The sequence below is a fragment of the Candidatus Methylopumilus universalis genome, assembly GCF_006364435.1.
In the GTDB taxonomy this organism is placed as follows: domain Bacteria; phylum Pseudomonadota; class Gammaproteobacteria; order Burkholderiales; family Methylophilaceae; genus Methylopumilus; species Methylopumilus universalis.
In genome coordinates, this window is record NZ_CP040977.1 from 42103 (window position 1) to 57987 (window position 15885).

Below are 15885 nucleotides of genomic sequence, written 5' to 3' on the forward strand. Positions count from 1 at the left end.
AGAGAAAAAGACCATGGCTAGTACCGCTCATTTTAATAAAGCGGATGCTCAAAAAACACCGCCACTTCCGTTACTGCCTGTCGATAACGAAGCGTCGGAACTCACAATCCTCCTTAAGACTTATTTAAAAACGAAAGATATCCAGAAGATATGGGATGCCTATCGATTTAGTGAAGAAGCACATCACGGCCAATCCAGAAGAAGTGGTGAGCCGTACATTGTGCACCCTGTTGCTGTCGCATGTACTTTAGCTAAGCTTCATCTTGATGCCCCTACAATTCTTGCAGCCCTTCTTCATGATGTTGTTGAAGATACAACCATTACCAATAAAGAAATTGAAAAAAAATTTGGTAAACAAGTCTCTGTATTAGTCGACGGTTTATCTAAGCTCGACAAAATTGAATTTCAAGATGCGACAGAAGCGCAAGCCGAAAATTTTAGAAAAATGTTACTGGCAATGTCAAATGACGTTCGTGTTATTTTAGTAAAGTTAGCTGATCGTCTTCATAATATGCAAACGTTAGATGTTTTAAGACCTGAAAAACAAAAACGTATCGCGCAAGAAACTCATGATATTTATGCACCTATTGCAAATCGATTAGGTTTAAATGCCATTTATCAAGAGCTTGAAGATTTAAGTTTTAAACACCTCTACCCCATGCGCTATCGTGCGATTCAAAAAGCTATGAAAGCTTCTCGAGGCAATCGTCGCGAAGTCGTTGAGAAAATTACGGCAGCTATCCAACAAAAATTAACTGAGATGAAAATGGATGCAGAAGTCTCAGGGCGAGAAAAAAATACTTATAGTATTTATAAAAAGATGAGCGAAAAAAGCATGTCTTTTGCACAAATCAACGACATCTATGCCTTTAGGATTATTGTGAAAGAAGCGAATGATGCTTATTCTGCATTAGGCGCATTACATAGCTTATATAAACCTCTTCCAGGGAAATTCAAAGATTACATTGCCATTCCAAAAGCTAATGGCTATCAATCTCTTCATACAAGTTTATTTGGACCTTTCGGCACCCCTATTGAAGTGCAAATTCGTAGTGAAAAAATGCACAAACTTGCAGAAGCAGGCGTCGCAGCGCATTGGCTTTATAAAACGAAAGACGCACACCTTACTGAACTTCAACAGCAAACGCATCAGTGGTTAAAACGTCTTTTAGAGATTCAATCAGATAGCGCTGATTCACTGGAATTCTTAGAGCATTTAAAAGTTGATCTTTTCCCTGACGAAGTTTATGTGTTCACCCCTAAAGGAAAAATTCTAGCATTGCCAAAAGGTTCAACAGCAGTTGACTTTGCATACGCGGTGCATAGTGATGTAGGTAATTGTTGCGTGGCTGCAAAATACAATCAAGAACTTGTCCCTCTTCGTGCCGAAGTCCATAACGGCGATCACATAGAAATTATTACAGCCCCTCTAGCTAAACCTAATCCTGCATGGCTTAATTTTGTGATTACAGGAAAAGCAAGATCACACATTAGACAATATTTAAAATCGATTGAATCAGAAGAGTCTTCGAGACTTGGCGAAGGTATGCTTAATCAAGCACTCAAGGCCCTTCATATCAGCCCGTCATCGATCAAAGAATCTCATTGGAAAAAATTAATCAGTGATTATGGCGTTAAAACCAAAGAAGAGATTTTGGCTGAAATTGGTTTAGGAAAGCGTATGAACGTTATGGTGGCTCATCAATTGATTAGTTTTATGGATGGGGTGAGCCATGTTAAAGGCAAACATAAGCAATTGGACGTCATCACCATTAAAGGTTCTGAGAGTATGGCGATTCAATTGGCAATATGTTGTCATCCAATTCCAGGCGATCCTATTTTAGGATTTATTAACAAAGACAAAGGGCTTGTTGTTCACACCCATGATTGCTTAGCGATTCGTAAATTCAAACTTGATCCTGATAAATGGCTTGATGTTGAATGGGATCCAAATCCAGATCGATTATTTAAAGTCAATTTACAAATTATGGTATTAAATGAGCGCGGCATGCTCGCTAAAATTTCATCCGTGATTGCAGAATCAGATTCAAATATCGATAATGTGAATGTTGAAGAATCCGATGGTGGACACTTTGTAAATGTTAACTTTATTGTGCAGGTTCACAACCGTATTCATTTGGCAGATCTCATGCGAAACTTAAGAAAGATTAGTGATATTTCTAGAATTAGCCGCGTCAAGATGAAAACCTTTTAAGCAACTTATTAAAAAAGAAAGACTTAAGAAATGACAAAAGAAATTATTCAAACTACAAATGCCCCAGAGGCGATTGGTACATATTCTCAAGCTGTCAAAACAGGCAATACTATCTACTTATCAGGGCAAATTGCACTCGATCCCCAGTCTATGAAGTTAGTTGAGGGCATTGAGGCACAAATTCATCAGGTGTTTAAGAATTTAAAATCAGTCGTTGAAGCTTCTGGTGCTCAATTAAGTGACATCGTTAAAATAAATATATATTTAACAGATTTGTCGCATTTTGCTTTGGTCAATACCATCATGGGCGAATATTTTACGAAACCCTACCCAGCAAGAGCTGCGGTAGGTGTTGCATCGCTTCCTAGAAATGCACTTATTGAAGCTGATGGTGTTGTTGTTATTTAAATTATTTCTATTTAAGAGTATTTCAATCTGACTTCTCTAGCCGAGCTTAAGCTTTTTACCCCTTCAGTATTAAATAAGCTCAAAAAATTGGGCGTTGAAGATGTATTTAGTTTAGCTATGTATCTTCCAATTCGTTATATCGATGAAACTATCGTGACACCTATTCGTAATATTCAAATGGGTGAGCTATCTCAAATAGAAGCAGAAGTCATCAGAGCTGAAATTGTTTATAAGCCCAAAAAAATGCTTCTCGTACAAGTTAAAGATGCATCTGGAAGTTTGCAGCTTAGATTTTTACATTTTTATCCAAGCCAAATGAAAATGTTTGAAGCGGGTAATCGCATTCGTATTTTAGGAGAGGCTCGACATAATTTATTTGCATTCGAGATGATTCATCCACAATGTAAATTAATCAGAGACAGCGATGTCTTGCCTCAGTCATTAACGCCTATTTATTCATTAGTTGCAGGTGTGGGACAAAAAACAGTCAAAGATGCGATTGATAAGTTGTTTCATCACTTTGATTTAAAAACTTATTTAAAAGATTTATTTTTACCATTTATTTATGAGAAATTACACTTACCAAATCTTTATGAAAGTGTAGAAAGTATTCATCACCCAAAAGATTTTAAAGAAGTTGCCAGCCATGAGACTTTTACAAGTAAACCTTATCAAAGAATTATCTTTGATGAATTTTTAGCGCAACAATTATCTTTGAGATCTAATTATCTAATAAGGCGAGCACTTTCAGCTATGCCATTCAAAGCCAAAAATAAACTCACAAATATTTTTGTGGATAAGCTTGAATTTGAGTTAACCGGGGCACAAAAAAAAGTCATTCAAGAAATTAAAAATGATCTTGATAAAAATTATCCAATGCAAAGACTATTACAAGGTGATGTAGGCAGTGGTAAAACAGTAGTAGCGACTATCGCAGCTTTACAAGTGATCGAAAATGGAAGTCAGGTGGCTTTTATGGCGCCTACTGAAATTTTAGCGGAACAACATTATCGAAAACTGAGCAAATGGTTAACCCCTTTAAACATAAAAGTTGCATGGCTAACAGGCAGCCAGTCCAAAAAAGACCGAGAGGTTTCTTTAAGTTTGACGCAATCCGGAGAAGCAAATATTGTAGTGGGTACACATGCACTTTTTCAAGACCATGTCATTTTTAAAAAGTTAGGCCTAAGTATTATTGATGAACAACATCGATTTGGTGTTGAACAAAGATTAGCGTTACGAAAAAAAGGTCAATTAGATAAAGTAATTGAACCTCATCAATTGATGATGAGTGCTACACCCATTCCAAGAACACTTTCTATGAGTTATTTTGCAGATCTTGATGTGTCTATTATTGATGAATTGCCTAAAGGCCGTGAAGCGATTGTGACAAAACTTTTTTCAGAAGATCGACGCGATGAAATTTTAAAAAGAGTGCATGAGGTGTGTCATACAGGTGCTCAAGTATACTGGGTATGCCCTTTGATTGAAGAAAGTGAAGTATTGCAACTTCAAACCGCAGAAGAAACATATTTAAATATGCAGTCTCATTTTCAAGATTTGAAAGTGGGCCTGGTCCACGGGCGAATGAAGTCATCAGAAAAACAAAAAGTCATGTCTGATTTTGTGAAGGGTGATATTCAATTATTAGTTGCGACTACAGTGATTGAAGTAGGTGTTGATGTACCTAATGCGACATTAATGGTGATTGAAAATGCAGAGCGTATGGGTCTTTCACAATTACATCAGCTTCGAGGTCGCGTGGGGCGTGGCTCACTAAAAAGTACATGTATATTATTATTTCAAAAAAAATTATCAGAGCTTGCACGACAAAGACTCAAAGTTATTTTTGAAAATACGGATGGATTTATCATTGCCCAAGAAGACTTAAATATAAGAGGGCCTGGAGAGTTTTTAGGGGTGCGTCAAAGTGGCGTACCTATGTTACGTATTGCTAATCTCAATCGCGATTTTAAATTATTAGAAGAAGCCAAGGCGATTGCTGACCAGTTATTGGAAGATAATCCGGAAGCTTCTCATCTTCATTTAAAACGCTGGCTGAGTCACGCAAATGAAAGAGTAAAGGTATAAAAATGGTTTGGTTAAAATCACCTACAGCTGAAGGTAGCGAATTTTCATGGTTGACAGAAGAAGGTTCTTTAACAGAACGATTACAAAAAGAATTTAATGATGTCAAAGTTGATGTCGTTTATGAAGGCGCAGCTTTAGAAAAAACAACAGATTATATTCGTGAAGTATTAATCAAAAGTCATGGTGAACCTATGATTTTTGCAAGAACACAATTAAAAGTAAGTCATCTCGGTGATGCCTGGATATGTTTAAAAACACTTGGCCAACAATCACTTGCTAATATTTTATTCAAAGACTCTGATATTTCTAGACTTTCACTTTTATATCGAATCTGTGAGCCAGGAGATATTTTATATACATATATAAAATCGCTTGGATATGTTGATAAAGAGATTTTATGGGTGCGCCAAGCAGAATGGGAAAGGCACGGAAAGAGTATTTTTCTAACCGAAGTATTTTTACCAAATCTTTTCAATCAACTATGAAGTTGATGTGAGTCTAATGATTTAAGTTATAATTTTTCTTTAAATTTTTTCAAAGTATTTTTCCAAAAATCGTGAGCTTGTCTAGAAAACTCCCTTTTTATTTTGATTTGCCCAAAGCTATTGCGATTTCAATGGCGATTCATATCATTTTAATGATAGGTTTGCCTGAACTTAATAAACCACTATTAATACCTCAAGAAATGAGCGTGACAATTTCAAGTTCACCTATCCAACAACCAATCGAAAAAATTGAAACACCTCAGCCCGTTAAAAAAGTTGAGCCTATTCAGAAAAAAATTACACCGATCATCGATAAAAATGCAATATCAGTTGCGGAACCAACACCGAAAGAAGTGGCTCCAGCTCCACCAGCAGAAACTGTTTCAAAAATACCTAATATTGTGCCTCAAGAGCAATTAACTCAGTATTTAGAAAGTTATAGTAGCCTTCTTGCAAATGCGATAGCAAAATATAAGCAATACCCTAAAATCGCTCAAATGCGCGGCTGGCAAGGGACCGTCATTGCAGACCTTGAGATTGATAGCAAAGGCACTGTGATTAGTATTAAGATTAAAAAAAGTAGTACATATGAAGTTTTAGATAATGAAGCACTCGAGATGATTAGAAAGGCTTCCCCATTTCCAGCGCCACCCGAAAGTCTCCGGGGCAAAAATTTTAACGTGCTTGTCCCTATTTCATTCAAACTCGAATAGTCGGATTAAATTTAGAGATGCATCTTTATATTCGTCTTATGCGTCTTGATAAACCCATTGGTATTTTTTTATTGCTATGGCCAACTTTATGGGGGCTTTTCATTGCTGCAGATGGACATCCAAGTATTCAACACCTCATTATTTTTATTTTAGGCACAGTATTTATGCGTTCAGCTGGCTGTGTCGCCAATGATATTCTGGATCGTAGATTTGATTCTTCAGTTACACGAACAAAGTTACGCCCACTCGCTAATCAATCAATCCCAGTTAAAAATGCATTTTTTTTATTGATCACTTTGTTATTAGGTGCGTTCATATGCGTTTTATTTTTAAATGAAAATGCATTTTACTTTTCATTAGTCGCTCTATTTTTGGCGCTTACTTATCCATTAACAAAAAGATTTTTTGTGATGCCACAAGCCTATTTGGGTTTAAGTTTTGGTATGGGCATTCCTATGGCTTTTGTTGCAAATAATATTTCCTTATCTTTGACAGCATGGTTGCTATTTTTAGCCAATGTATTTTGGGCGATTGCTTACGACACGCTTTATGCAGTGACGGATAAAAATGACGATTTAAAAATTGGCATTCGTTCTTCAGCTATTTGGTTTGGGAATTATTTGAAAGAAGCCATCATGTTCTGTTATACCTGTATGATGGGATGCTTGATTTGGGTGGGACAGTTAGAAAATTTTGGCTGGCCTTTTTATGGGTTTTTGATGGTGAGCCTCATTTTTATTGGGCTTCTTTATCGCCAAATCCTGACGCTTAATCCAAAAGCCTGTTTTGATGCATTTTTAAGCAATAACTATCTAGGTGCGTTTGTCTTTTTAGGGATATTTTTTCACTATCTTCATGTGAACTAAATCATTAATAAAATTGACAAAACAGGCACTTTTGGCATAGAATTCACCTCTTTTTTTAAATTTATAGCGCAAAAGTTGGTATTGAAATGAAGACATTTTCAGCAAAATCCCATGAAGTAAAACACGATTGGTTCGTTGTAGACGGAACTGACGCAGTATTGGGTAGATTAGCAAGTGCGATTGCACATCGATTACGTGGCAAACATAAAGCCATTTATACGCCGCACGTAGATACGGGTGATTACATTGTTGTGATCAACGCGGAAAAGATTAAAGTAACGGGTAATAAAGGTGACGGAAAACTTTACCATCGCCATTCAGGTTATCCAGGCGGCATTTCAACAACGAACTTCTCTAAGATGCAAGACCGTTTTCCAGGCCGCGCTTTAGAAAAGGCAGTGAAAGGAATGTTACCAAAAGGACCTTTGGGTTATGCCATGATTAAAAAGATGAAAGTCTATACAGGCCCAACCCATGATCATGTGGCACAACAACCACAACCATTAAGCATATAGTTAAGGAAACACTATGATAGGTAAATACAATTACGGAACAGGTCGCAGAAAGAGCTCAGTAGCTCGCGTGTTCATGAAGCCAGGTAAAGGCGTAATCACTGTGAACGACAAACCTGCGGATGAATATTTTTCACGTTATACCTCCCGTATGATTTTTCGCCAACCACTCGACTTAACCAACACGTTAAGCACATTTGATATCAATGTGAACGTTATTGGTGGCGGTGAATCTGGTCAAGCAGGTGCCGTGCGTCATGGCATTACACGTGCGTTGATTGACTATGATACAAATTTAAAAAGTACGCTTTCGCAAGCTGGCTTTGTAACACGTGATGCACGCGAAGTTGAGCGTAAAAAAGTGGGTCTTCGAAAAGCTCGTAGACGTAAACAATTCTCGAAACGTTAATTGTTTCAAGTTCCAAAGAGCAAAAAGGCCGCTTTCAAGCGGCTTTTTTGTTATATAGAGTTAAATAAATTTTGTTAGTATGGTTTTTAAGGATTAAAACTTCTTTTAAATTAAAGGTGCCAAGTGATGAGTAATAAGTCCAAGATTAAAGTAGGCGTGGTCGGTGCAACTGGTTATACCGGCGTTGAGCTATTAAGAATTCTAGTCAAACATCCTCATGTGACAATTCAGGCTGTGACGTCCAGAGCAGAGGCTGGTTTATCGATTGCGACCTTATTTCCAAGCTTGAGAGGTCTCATTGATCTTAAATTTGAAGATCCGAAGGCAGCTAATTTAACGAATTGTGACCTCGTTTTTTTTGCAACGCCTAATGGTATTGCCATGCAAGAAGTACCAGCACTTCTTAAAGCTGGGGTAAAAGTGATCGATTTGGCAGCTGATTTTAGGCTAAAAGACGCTAACGTCTGGGAAAAGTGGTATAAAATGCCGCATTCATGTAGCGATCTACTTAAAGAAGCTGTTTACGGCCTACCGGAGATGAATAGAGAAAAGATTAAAAAGGCATCACTTGTGGCTAATCCTGGCTGTTATCCCACAGCCATTCAATTGGGATTTATCCCATTAATTGAATCAGGCGTGATTGATCTTGATGATTTAATTGCAGATGCGAAATCAGGCGTATCTGGAGCTGGCAGAAAAGCTGAAGTCCATGCATTGATGGCGGAAGCTTCTGATAACTTTAAGGCATACGGAGTAGAGGGGCATAGACATTTACCCGAAATCACGCAAGGACTCAGCAGTGTTGCGAATCAAGCAGTGCATTTAACTTTTGTACCTCATTTAACGCCTATGATTAGAGGTATTCACGCGACACTTTATGCAACGCTTACTAAAAAAACAGATATACAAGCACTTTTTGAATCAAGATATAAAAACGAGTCTTTTGTAGACGTTATGCCAAAAGGGTCTCATCCAGAAACAAGATCTGTAAGAGGCTCAAATCAATGTCGCATTAGTATCCATCAGCCGCAAGGAAGCCATAAGGTTGTGATTTTATCTGTCATTGATAATCTCGTGAAAGGCGCGGCAGGACAGGCTGTTCAGAACATGAATCTAATGTTTGATTTTCCAGAGATTTCTGGACTTGATCTTGTGCCCTTGATGCCATAAAGTGTTGTTTCTATGAGAAAAGTTAAGCGAACCTATACCAAATATTTTGGTGTCACCCGCCGAAGAATGCGTATTAAAACAGGCGCTTCTTGGCACACCTATTTGATGATTGCAGCATTCTCATTTATAGGTGGCGCAGGATTTACTTATTGGGAATTAAATGGCGGTTCAGTGATTGGCTTTATTTCAAAAATTGAAGCATTAGAAGCTGAGAATCAGTCCATACAAGGCCAGTTGTTACAACAAAAAATTGAGATCCAGCTCAAATCGATTTCAGGCGATAAAGTTTCAGGCGATATTTCTAAGCTTCAAGAAGAAAACAATAAGCTAAAAGAAGACATTCTTTTTTACGAAAAAATTGTAGGCAAGAAACGATAAAGGAAATTTCATGTTTTTTAATAAAAAAAATAAAGCGCGTACGATTGATACACTTATTGATAAAGACATTTCGGTACGCGGCAATGTGACGTATTCAGGTGGTATTCGTGTGGATGGTTCAATTCAAGGCAACCTCACTGAACTTCCAGGCACAGCAGGTACTCTTATTATGGGTAATAAAAGCCGCATTAAGGGAAATATTTCTGCACATACGGCAATTATTGGCGGAGACGTGAACGGTAATATTATATGTGCTGAATATTTAGAGCTTCATGCTAATGCTAGAATTATGGGTGATATCGAATATAAGGTGATAGAAATTCACGCAGGTGCTAAAGTGTATGGACGGCTTAAAGAGGTAGCTAAAGATTATCAGTCACAAAAAAAGAAATAATGAGGAGTCAATATTATGAATCAAATCGTTGAATCAAAAGAAATGGAAATGCCAACCCCACTTATTTTTACAGATAATGCTGTAAAAAAGGTGAAGGCATTGATTGAAGAAGAGGGCCAGCCAGAGCTGAAGCTTCGCGTATTTGTAAGCGGTGGCGGATGTTCAGGATTTCAATATGGATTTACATTTGAAGAAACTACAAATGAAGATGATACGCAAGTCACAAAAGATTCAGTGACTTTGCTCATTGATCCTATGAGTTTGCAATATTTAATGGGTGCTGAAATCGACTATCAAGACAGTGTTCAAGGTTCACAATTCGTTATTAAGAATCCAAACGCACAAACAACATGCGGTTGCGGTTCTTCCTTCTCAGCTTAAAACTACTTACTTTTAGGAACGTCGCGCCGAGCTTTACCTGTGTAAACTTGGCGTGGTCTGCCAATTTTATTGCCAGGCTGCCCTAACATTTCATTCCATTGAGCTACCCAGCCTGCTGTTCTTGCAAGCGCAAATACGGCAGTAAACATCGAATTAGGAATACCCATAGCCCGCATCACAATGCCAGAATAAAAATCCACATTCGGATAAAGCTTTTTCTCAATGAAGTATTCATCCTCAAGTGCAATTTGTTCTAACTTCATTGCAAGCTTGAAAATAGGATCATCTTTTAAACCAAGTTCATTTAGCACTTCATGGCAGGTTTTGCGCATGATTTCTGCACGAGGATCTTTGTTGCGATAAATGCGATGGCCAAACCCCATCATACGGAATGAGTCATCTTTATCTTTTGCACGCTTGATGAATGCACCAATACGACTTTCATCCTCAATTTCTTCGAGCATTTTCAAAGTAGCTTCATTTGCGCCGCCGTGCGCTGGACCCCAAAGAGATGCAATACCTGCAGCGATACATGCGAAAGGATTAGCGCCTGAAGAGCCCGCGAGTCTCACTGTGGAAGTTGATGCATTTTGTTCATGGTCTGCATGAAGAATTAAAATGCGCTCAAACGCTTTAGCAAGTACTGGGTTAATTTTGTATTCTTCACATGGCGTTGCAAACATCATATGCATAAAATTCTCTGCATAACTTAAATGATTTTGCGGGTAGGTAAATGGTTGTCCTGAACGATATTTGAAACTCCATGCTGCTATCGTAGGAACCTTTGCTAATAATTGGTGCGCCGCAATTAAACGATGCTTGGCGTCTGAGACATCCATACTATCATTATAGAATGCAGACATAGAGCCTACGACACCGACCATGACTGCCATAGGATGCGCATCACGTCTAAACCCACGAAAAATATTATTGAGTTGATCGTGGAGCATTGTATGGCGTGTAATGGTGGTCGAAAATGTTTCTTTTTCTTGGGGCTTTGGCAATTCGCCGTGCATCAAGAGATAAGCCACATCTAAAAAATCATAATGTTCTGCAAGTTGTTCAATAGGATAACCACGATAAAGAAGAAGACCTTTTTCGCCATCAATAAAAGTGATTTCAGAGCTACACGAAGCCGTCGACATAAAACCAGGGTCATAACTAAATACTTGATGAGTCCCTAATTGGCGAATATCAATCGCATCGTTACCCATAGTACTTTTTACCAAAGGCAATTCTATGGATGTTGATTCTTGATCGAAGTTTAATGTGACTTTAGTTGATTTCATTTTTGAAAATAAAATTAATTATTAATGAATTATAACTTCTCAGAACACTTTTGCTAGCGCTATCTTTATATGGGATAAAGCGCACCTAAAATGCGCAAGCCTTTAGCGCCAGTAACTTGAGGTAAGTTACCTGGTTTTGAAAACAGTGTTTGTTTCGCAAGCCATGCAAATGCCGCGGCCTCTACATGTTGTGTCGACAGGCCAAGAGCATCCGTGAGTTGAATTTTTACTTGAGGCATTAATGACTTTAATCGCTCAACTAAGAAACTATTTAAAGCACCACCACCACAGAGATAAATTTCTGAGATATTTGCGTGATGTGTTTTTATGGCGTTTGAAATACTCAATGCGGTTAGTTCTAATAGCGTTCTTTGGATATCTTGAATGGAGTAAGATTTTTGTAAGTGTTTATTGAGCCAAGCTTCATTAAAGTGATCACGACCTGTGCTTTTAGGCGCAGTTTTTTCAAAATAAGTGTCATTAAAAAATGCATCAAGGAGCATTTGAATAAGCTGACCTTCCCTTGCCCAAGAACCATCTTCATCAAATGCTTTAAGAAGATGCTTTTGACTCCAGTGATCTAATAAAATATTGCCAGGTCCACTATCAAAGCCTGATGTGGAAGTTTCGGGATTTAATATGGTGATATTGGCAATCCCACCGATATTCACAATCGCGCGATGAATCGTTGGGTGCGAAAAAATTTCTTTATGAAATGCGGGCACTAAGGGAGCGCCTTGTCCCCCTGCTGCAATATCTCGGCTTCGAAAATCCGCAATCACATTGATATGGCAAAGCTCAGCTAAGAGCGCAGGATTTCCAATTTGTAAGGTGAAGCCTTTTTGTGGCTGATGGCGAATGGTTTGTCCATGAAACCCAATCGCTTTGATATCTTTGGATGAAGTACCTGTTTTTTTAAGCAAAGCTTCAATAGCTTGATAGGCTTTTTGGCTCACTATATTGCCTGCAATGAGGCTATCTTCCAGCTCATTGGTATATGGTAAATGAAGCCCTAGAAGGCTTTTTTTCAATGTATCTTCGTAGGCGACATAACTATGACCCATCATTTTGATGTCTTGAGGTGAGTCACCAAAACTAACAAGCACAGCATCCATCCCATCAAGGCTGGTGCCAGACATAAGACCTATAAATAATTCATTCATGTGTAGGATTGTAAATGGTTTATTTCCGCTATTTTCCATATTGGTAAAATAATTTAGGCTAAAATGATGGCAATCATTAAACTTCAATAAAACCATTCGGAAATATTTGTGGCTACTGAAATCAATCAAGCGTTAGCACTCATTAAACGAGGCGCCGAAGAAATTCTTCTAGAAGAAGAGCTTCTCGAAAAACTTAAAAAAGGTCAGCCTTTAAGAGTCAAGGCGGGCTTTGATCCTACAGCCCCTGACCTTCATTTAGGCCATACCGTTTTATTAAATAAACTCAGACAATTTCAGGACTTAGGCCATCACGTTTTATTTTTAATTGGTGACTTCACGGGCATGATTGGTGACCCGACAGGCAAAAGTGCAACACGCCCTCCTTTGTCTCAAGATGAAGTGAAAAAAAATGCTGAGAGCTATGCTGAGCAAGTTTTTAAAATATTAAAGCGCGATCAAACCGAGGTCGTTTTTAATTCAAAGTGGCTGACTGATTTAGGTGCAGCCGGCATGCTCAAATTAGCTGCAAGTCATACCGTTGCTCGTATGTTAGAGCGTGATGATTTTAGTAAACGATATAAAAACAATCAACCTATTGCTATCCATGAGTTTCTTTACCCTCTTCTTCAGGGTTATGACTCTGTCGCATTGAAAGCAGACGTAGAGTTAGGCGGTACTGATCAAAAATTTAATTTATTAATGGGGCGGGAGTTACAAAAGCAATCAGGTCAATCGCCTCAGTGTGTGATTACCATGCCCCTTCTCGAAGGCTTGGATGGCGTTCAAAAAATGTCTAAATCGCTGGGTAATTACATCGGAATTAATGAAGCGCCTGAAATAATTTTCGCAAAAATTATGTCCATTTCAGATGAATTAATGTGGCGATATATTGAGCTACTTTCTTTTACATCAATGGATGAGATTGCTGAATGGAAAGCGAATGTCAAAGCAGGCCAAAATCCTCGCGATATTAAAGTCACTTTTGCTCAAGAAATTGTAGCGCGCTTTCATTCAAAAGAGGCGGCTATTGAGGCCCTAGAAAATTTCCAGACACGCTCTAAAGGAGGCATTCCAGACAATGTCCCTGAGGTAAATATTACGATTCAAGCAGATACGATTGGCATTTTGCAGCTTCTTAAAGAGGCCTCGCTTGTGGCGAGTACATCAGAAGCCATGCGCCTCATCGAGGGCGGCGGGATCAAAATTGACGGAGAGCGTCTTGAAGATGGTAAAAAAATGATTTCTAAAAATAGTGAATTTGTGGCCCAGGTGGGCAAGCGAAAATTCGCGAAGATTAAAGTTCTTTAATGTGATGGATCATATTGATTTTGAATGAAGTTTTGATTTCAATTATCTGAATTTATTGATATAATTCGGCATGAAAATATTGATGGGCTTTAAGCCCATTTTTTGTTTCTGCAACTTGGGGAATTTTAGGAAATCAGCCTTGTAAGATGGAAAAGCTTGAAACATTAATTGAAAAAACCGTTCAGCAGCTCGGCTATGAATTGGTAGATTTGGAGATTTCAAATCGAGGAAAGCTTTTGCGTGTTTATATTGATAAGCCTGATTCAGTGACGATTGATGATTGCACTTTAGTGAGCAACCATTTAGGTCACGTTCTTACCGTAGAGCAGGATTTAGATTACGACCGACTAGAGGTGTCATCCCCTGGTATGGATCGCGTGTTAAAGAAATTAGCTGATTTTGAACGCTTTAAAGGTGAGCGAGCTTCTGTGAAGCTAAGAATGCCTTTAGATGCGCGTAAAAATTTTTTAGGCACGATTGATGGAACAGAAAAAGATACTGTTCTTTTATTGTGCGAGGGTGAGCTCTATCGCTTCGCTTTATCCAATATTGATAAAGCTCGATTGAGCCCAGAATTTAAACGTTAGAAAATGAGTTGCGGAGATTGAAATGAGTCGCGAGATTTTATTGTTAGTAGATGCTTTAGCCCATGAAAAAAATGTGAACAAAGATGTGGTCTTTGAGGCACTTGAATCAGCCTTGGCTTCAGCTACAAAGAAAAAAAATACAGAAGATATTGATGTGCGCGTAGAAATCGATCGTGACACAGGCGAATATAAATCTTTTAGACGTTGGACGTTTTTAAATGATGAGCTCATTGAAAATGAAGATGCTCAAATTTCTCTTTTAGATCCTCGCGCTGAAGGCAAAGCTGAAAACGATACGATCGAAGTTCCTCTCGAATCGATTGAGTTTGGACGAATCGGTGCACAAGCTGCAAAACAAGTCATCTTGCAAAAAGTACGCGAAGCGGAAAGAGAACAAATTTTAGAAGATTTCTTAGGTCGCAATGAAAAATTAGTGACTGGTGTGATCAAACGCATGGATCGAGGTAATGGCATCATTGAAGTGGGTCGTATTGAAGCGGTACTTCCTCGCGATCAAATGATTCCTAAAGAAAATTTACGTATCGGCGACCGTGTGAGAGCTTATCTGACAAGCGTTGAAAGAAGTCATCGCGGGCCACAGCTTATTTTATCTAGAACAGCACCTGAATTTCTTGTGCGTTTATTTGAACTTGAAGTGCCAGAAATTGAAGAGGGATTATTAGAAATCAAATCTGCATCTCGTGATCCAGGATTGCGTTCAAAAATTGCTGTGAAAGCAAACGATCAAAGAATTGATCCAGTAGGCACTTGTGTGGGCATGCGAGGATCAAGAGTTCAAGCAGTGACAGGCGAACTTGCAGGAGAGCGAGTAGACATTGTTTTATGGTCCATGGAGCCAGCACAGTTTGTCATCAATGCGATGGCGCCGGCTGAAGTCTCAAGTATTGTGGTTGATGAAGAAAAGCATAGTATGGATGTTGTGGTGAATGAAGAAAATTTAGCGCAAGCGATTGGGCGAAATGGACAAAACGTTCGTCTTGCGTCTGAGCTTACAGGTTGGAATATCAATATTCTGACAGAAGAAGAATCTTCTAAGAAAAATGAAGAAGAATATGCAAGTACGAGCCAATTATTTATGGCGAAACTTGATGTGGATGAAGATGTGGCTGACATTCTTGTACAAGAAGGATTTAGCACGCTAGAAGAAATTGCTTATGTGCCATTACAAGAGATGGTGGAGATTGAAGCATTCGATGAAGACACAGTGAATGAACTTCGTTCGCGCGCGCGAGCGGCGCTTCTCACTGAAGCGATTGCTAAAGAAGAAAAAGTTGAAGAAGCGGCAGAAGACCTTCTCACGATGGAAGGCATGGATGACGCTACGGCTAACCTTCTGGCTTCAAAAGGTATTTCGAAAATGGAAGATCTTGCAGATCTTGCTGTAGATGAATTGGTTGAAATGACTTCAATGGATGAAGAGCGTGCGAAACAGTTAATTATGACTGCTAGAGCGCCTTGGTTTGTTTAAAGGTACATTCACCCTACGATGAATATT

At 38.6% G+C, this 15885-nt stretch carries 17 protein-coding genes; 15 read left to right on the forward strand and 2 right to left on the reverse strand.

What is annotated here, in order from left to right:
• The first annotated feature begins 13 nt into the window (after positions 1 to 13).
• From FIT70_RS00215 to erpA, 12 genes are all read left to right on the forward strand, one after another.
• Positions 14 to 2215, forward strand: coding sequence for a RelA/SpoT family protein (locus FIT70_RS00215; protein ID WP_139874109.1), 2202 nt, complete (start codon positions 14 to 16; stop codon positions 2213 to 2215).
• Positions 2216 to 2245: 30 nt separating this feature from the next.
• On the forward strand, positions 2246 to 2623 hold the full coding sequence (locus tag FIT70_RS00220; protein ID WP_139866601.1) for a RidA family protein: 378 nt from the start codon (positions 2246 to 2248) through the stop codon (positions 2621 to 2623).
• 27 nt (positions 2624 to 2650) lie between these two features.
• Positions 2651 to 4714, forward strand: a complete 2064-nt coding sequence (gene recG, locus FIT70_RS00225) for an ATP-dependent DNA helicase RecG (RefSeq protein WP_139930253.1) — start codon at positions 2651 to 2653, stop codon at positions 4712 to 4714.
• A 2-nt stretch (positions 4715 to 4716) separates the two neighbouring features.
• A complete protein-coding gene (locus FIT70_RS00230) occupies positions 4717 to 5199 on the forward strand; it encodes a chorismate--pyruvate lyase family protein (RefSeq protein ID WP_139930255.1) in 483 nt (160 codons plus the stop codon).
• A 77-nt stretch (positions 5200 to 5276) separates the two neighbouring features.
• Positions 5277 to 5912 carry an energy transducer TonB gene (locus FIT70_RS00235; protein WP_223257735.1) on the forward strand — a complete coding sequence of 212 codons (636 nt, stop codon included), beginning with the start codon at positions 5277 to 5279 and terminating at the stop codon, positions 5910 to 5912.
• 38 nt (positions 5913 to 5950) lie between these two features.
• Entirely contained in the window at positions 5951 to 6778 is an 828-nt protein-coding gene (gene ubiA, locus FIT70_RS00240; RefSeq protein ID WP_420897685.1) for a 4-hydroxybenzoate octaprenyltransferase, read from the forward strand.
• Between the two features lie 86 nt (positions 6779 to 6864).
• On the forward strand, positions 6865 to 7293 hold the full coding sequence (gene rplM / locus FIT70_RS00245) for a 50S ribosomal protein L13 (RefSeq protein WP_139866609.1): 429 nt from the start codon (positions 6865 to 6867) through the stop codon (positions 7291 to 7293).
• A 13-nt stretch (positions 7294 to 7306) separates the two neighbouring features.
• Positions 7307 to 7699 carry a 30S ribosomal protein S9 gene (rpsI, locus tag FIT70_RS00250; protein ID WP_046486649.1) on the forward strand — a complete coding sequence of 131 codons (393 nt, stop codon included), beginning with the start codon at positions 7307 to 7309 and terminating at the stop codon, positions 7697 to 7699.
• A 126-nt stretch (positions 7700 to 7825) separates the two neighbouring features.
• The gene (gene argC, locus FIT70_RS00255; protein ID WP_139930259.1) at positions 7826 to 8869 is read left to right on the forward strand and encodes an N-acetyl-gamma-glutamyl-phosphate reductase; all 1044 of its coding nucleotides are present in this window, start codon (positions 7826 to 7828) and stop codon (positions 8867 to 8869) included.
• Positions 8870 to 8881: 12 nt separating this feature from the next.
• Positions 8882 to 9247, forward strand: a complete 366-nt coding sequence (locus FIT70_RS00260) for a hypothetical protein (protein ID WP_139870916.1) — start codon at positions 8882 to 8884, stop codon at positions 9245 to 9247.
• Positions 9248 to 9257: 10 nt separating this feature from the next.
• Complete coding sequence (locus FIT70_RS00265) at positions 9258 to 9641, forward strand: bactofilin family protein (RefSeq protein WP_139866615.1); 384 nt, start codon at positions 9258 to 9260, stop codon at positions 9639 to 9641.
• A 15-nt stretch (positions 9642 to 9656) separates the two neighbouring features.
• Positions 9657 to 10022, forward strand: a complete 366-nt coding sequence (gene erpA, locus FIT70_RS00270; protein ID WP_046486655.1) for an iron-sulfur cluster insertion protein ErpA — start codon at positions 9657 to 9659, stop codon at positions 10020 to 10022.
• A 2-nt stretch (positions 10023 to 10024) separates the two neighbouring features.
• On the opposite strand, the gene gltA is transcribed toward erpA, so the two are convergent.
• Entirely contained in the window at positions 10025 to 11311 is a 1287-nt protein-coding gene (gene gltA / locus FIT70_RS00275) for a citrate synthase (protein ID WP_139866617.1), read from the reverse strand.
• A 65-nt stretch (positions 11312 to 11376) separates the two neighbouring features.
• Positions 11377 to 12474 (reverse strand): anhydro-N-acetylmuramic acid kinase, encoded by a 1098-nt coding sequence (locus FIT70_RS00280; RefSeq protein WP_139930261.1) that lies wholly within the window; start codon positions 12472 to 12474, stop codon positions 11377 to 11379.
• A gap of 108 nt (positions 12475 to 12582) precedes the next feature.
• Between FIT70_RS00280 and tyrS the strand changes: the two genes are divergently transcribed.
• The 3 genes from tyrS to nusA all read left to right on the forward strand — a co-directional run bounded on the left by tyrS (position 12583) and on the right by nusA (position 15858).
• The gene (gene tyrS, locus FIT70_RS00285; RefSeq protein WP_139874117.1) at positions 12583 to 13782 is read left to right on the forward strand and encodes a tyrosine--tRNA ligase; all 1200 of its coding nucleotides are present in this window, start codon (positions 12583 to 12585) and stop codon (positions 13780 to 13782) included.
• A gap of 146 nt (positions 13783 to 13928) precedes the next feature.
• The gene (gene rimP, locus FIT70_RS00290) at positions 13929 to 14369 is read left to right on the forward strand and encodes a ribosome maturation factor RimP (protein WP_139869909.1); all 441 of its coding nucleotides are present in this window, start codon (positions 13929 to 13931) and stop codon (positions 14367 to 14369) included.
• Positions 14370 to 14391: 22 nt separating this feature from the next.
• A complete protein-coding gene (gene nusA, locus FIT70_RS00295) occupies positions 14392 to 15858 on the forward strand; it encodes a transcription termination factor NusA (RefSeq protein ID WP_139866625.1) in 1467 nt (488 codons plus the stop codon).
• Positions 15859 to 15885: the final 27 nt, after the last annotated feature.

Coding starts and splice junctions, on each gene's coding strand:
- FIT70_RS00215 (WP_139874109.1), top strand. CDS start 14: ATGGCTAGTACCGCTCATTTTAATAAAGCGGATGCTCAAAAAACACCG.
- FIT70_RS00220 (WP_139866601.1), top strand. CDS start 2,246: ATGACAAAAGAAATTATTCAAACTACAAATGCCCCAGAGGCGATTGGT.
- FIT70_RS00230 (WP_139930255.1), top strand. CDS start 4,717: ATGGTTTGGTTAAAATCACCTACAGCTGAAGGTAGCGAATTTTCATGG.
- ubiA (WP_420897685.1), top strand. CDS start 5,951: ATGCGTCTTGATAAACCCATTGGTATTTTTTTATTGCTATGGCCAACT.
- rplM (WP_139866609.1), top strand. CDS start 6,865: ATGAAGACATTTTCAGCAAAATCCCATGAAGTAAAACACGATTGGTTC.
- rpsI (WP_046486649.1), top strand. CDS start 7,307: ATGATAGGTAAATACAATTACGGAACAGGTCGCAGAAAGAGCTCAGTA.
- argC (WP_139930259.1), top strand. CDS start 7,826: ATGAGTAATAAGTCCAAGATTAAAGTAGGCGTGGTCGGTGCAACTGGT.
- FIT70_RS00260 (WP_139870916.1), top strand. CDS start 8,882: ATGAGAAAAGTTAAGCGAACCTATACCAAATATTTTGGTGTCACCCGC.
- FIT70_RS00265 (WP_139866615.1), top strand. CDS start 9,258: ATGTTTTTTAATAAAAAAAATAAAGCGCGTACGATTGATACACTTATT.
- erpA (WP_046486655.1), top strand. CDS start 9,657: ATGAATCAAATCGTTGAATCAAAAGAAATGGAAATGCCAACCCCACTT.
- gltA (WP_139866617.1), bottom strand. CDS start 11,311: ATGAAATCAACTAAAGTCACATTAAACTTCGATCAAGAATCAACATCC.
- FIT70_RS00280 (WP_139930261.1), bottom strand. CDS start 12,474: ATGAATGAATTATTTATAGGTCTTATGTCTGGCACCAGCCTTGATGGG.
- rimP (WP_139869909.1), top strand. CDS start 13,929: ATGGAAAAGCTTGAAACATTAATTGAAAAAACCGTTCAGCAGCTCGGC.
- nusA (WP_139866625.1), top strand. CDS start 14,392: ATGAGTCGCGAGATTTTATTGTTAGTAGATGCTTTAGCCCATGAAAAA.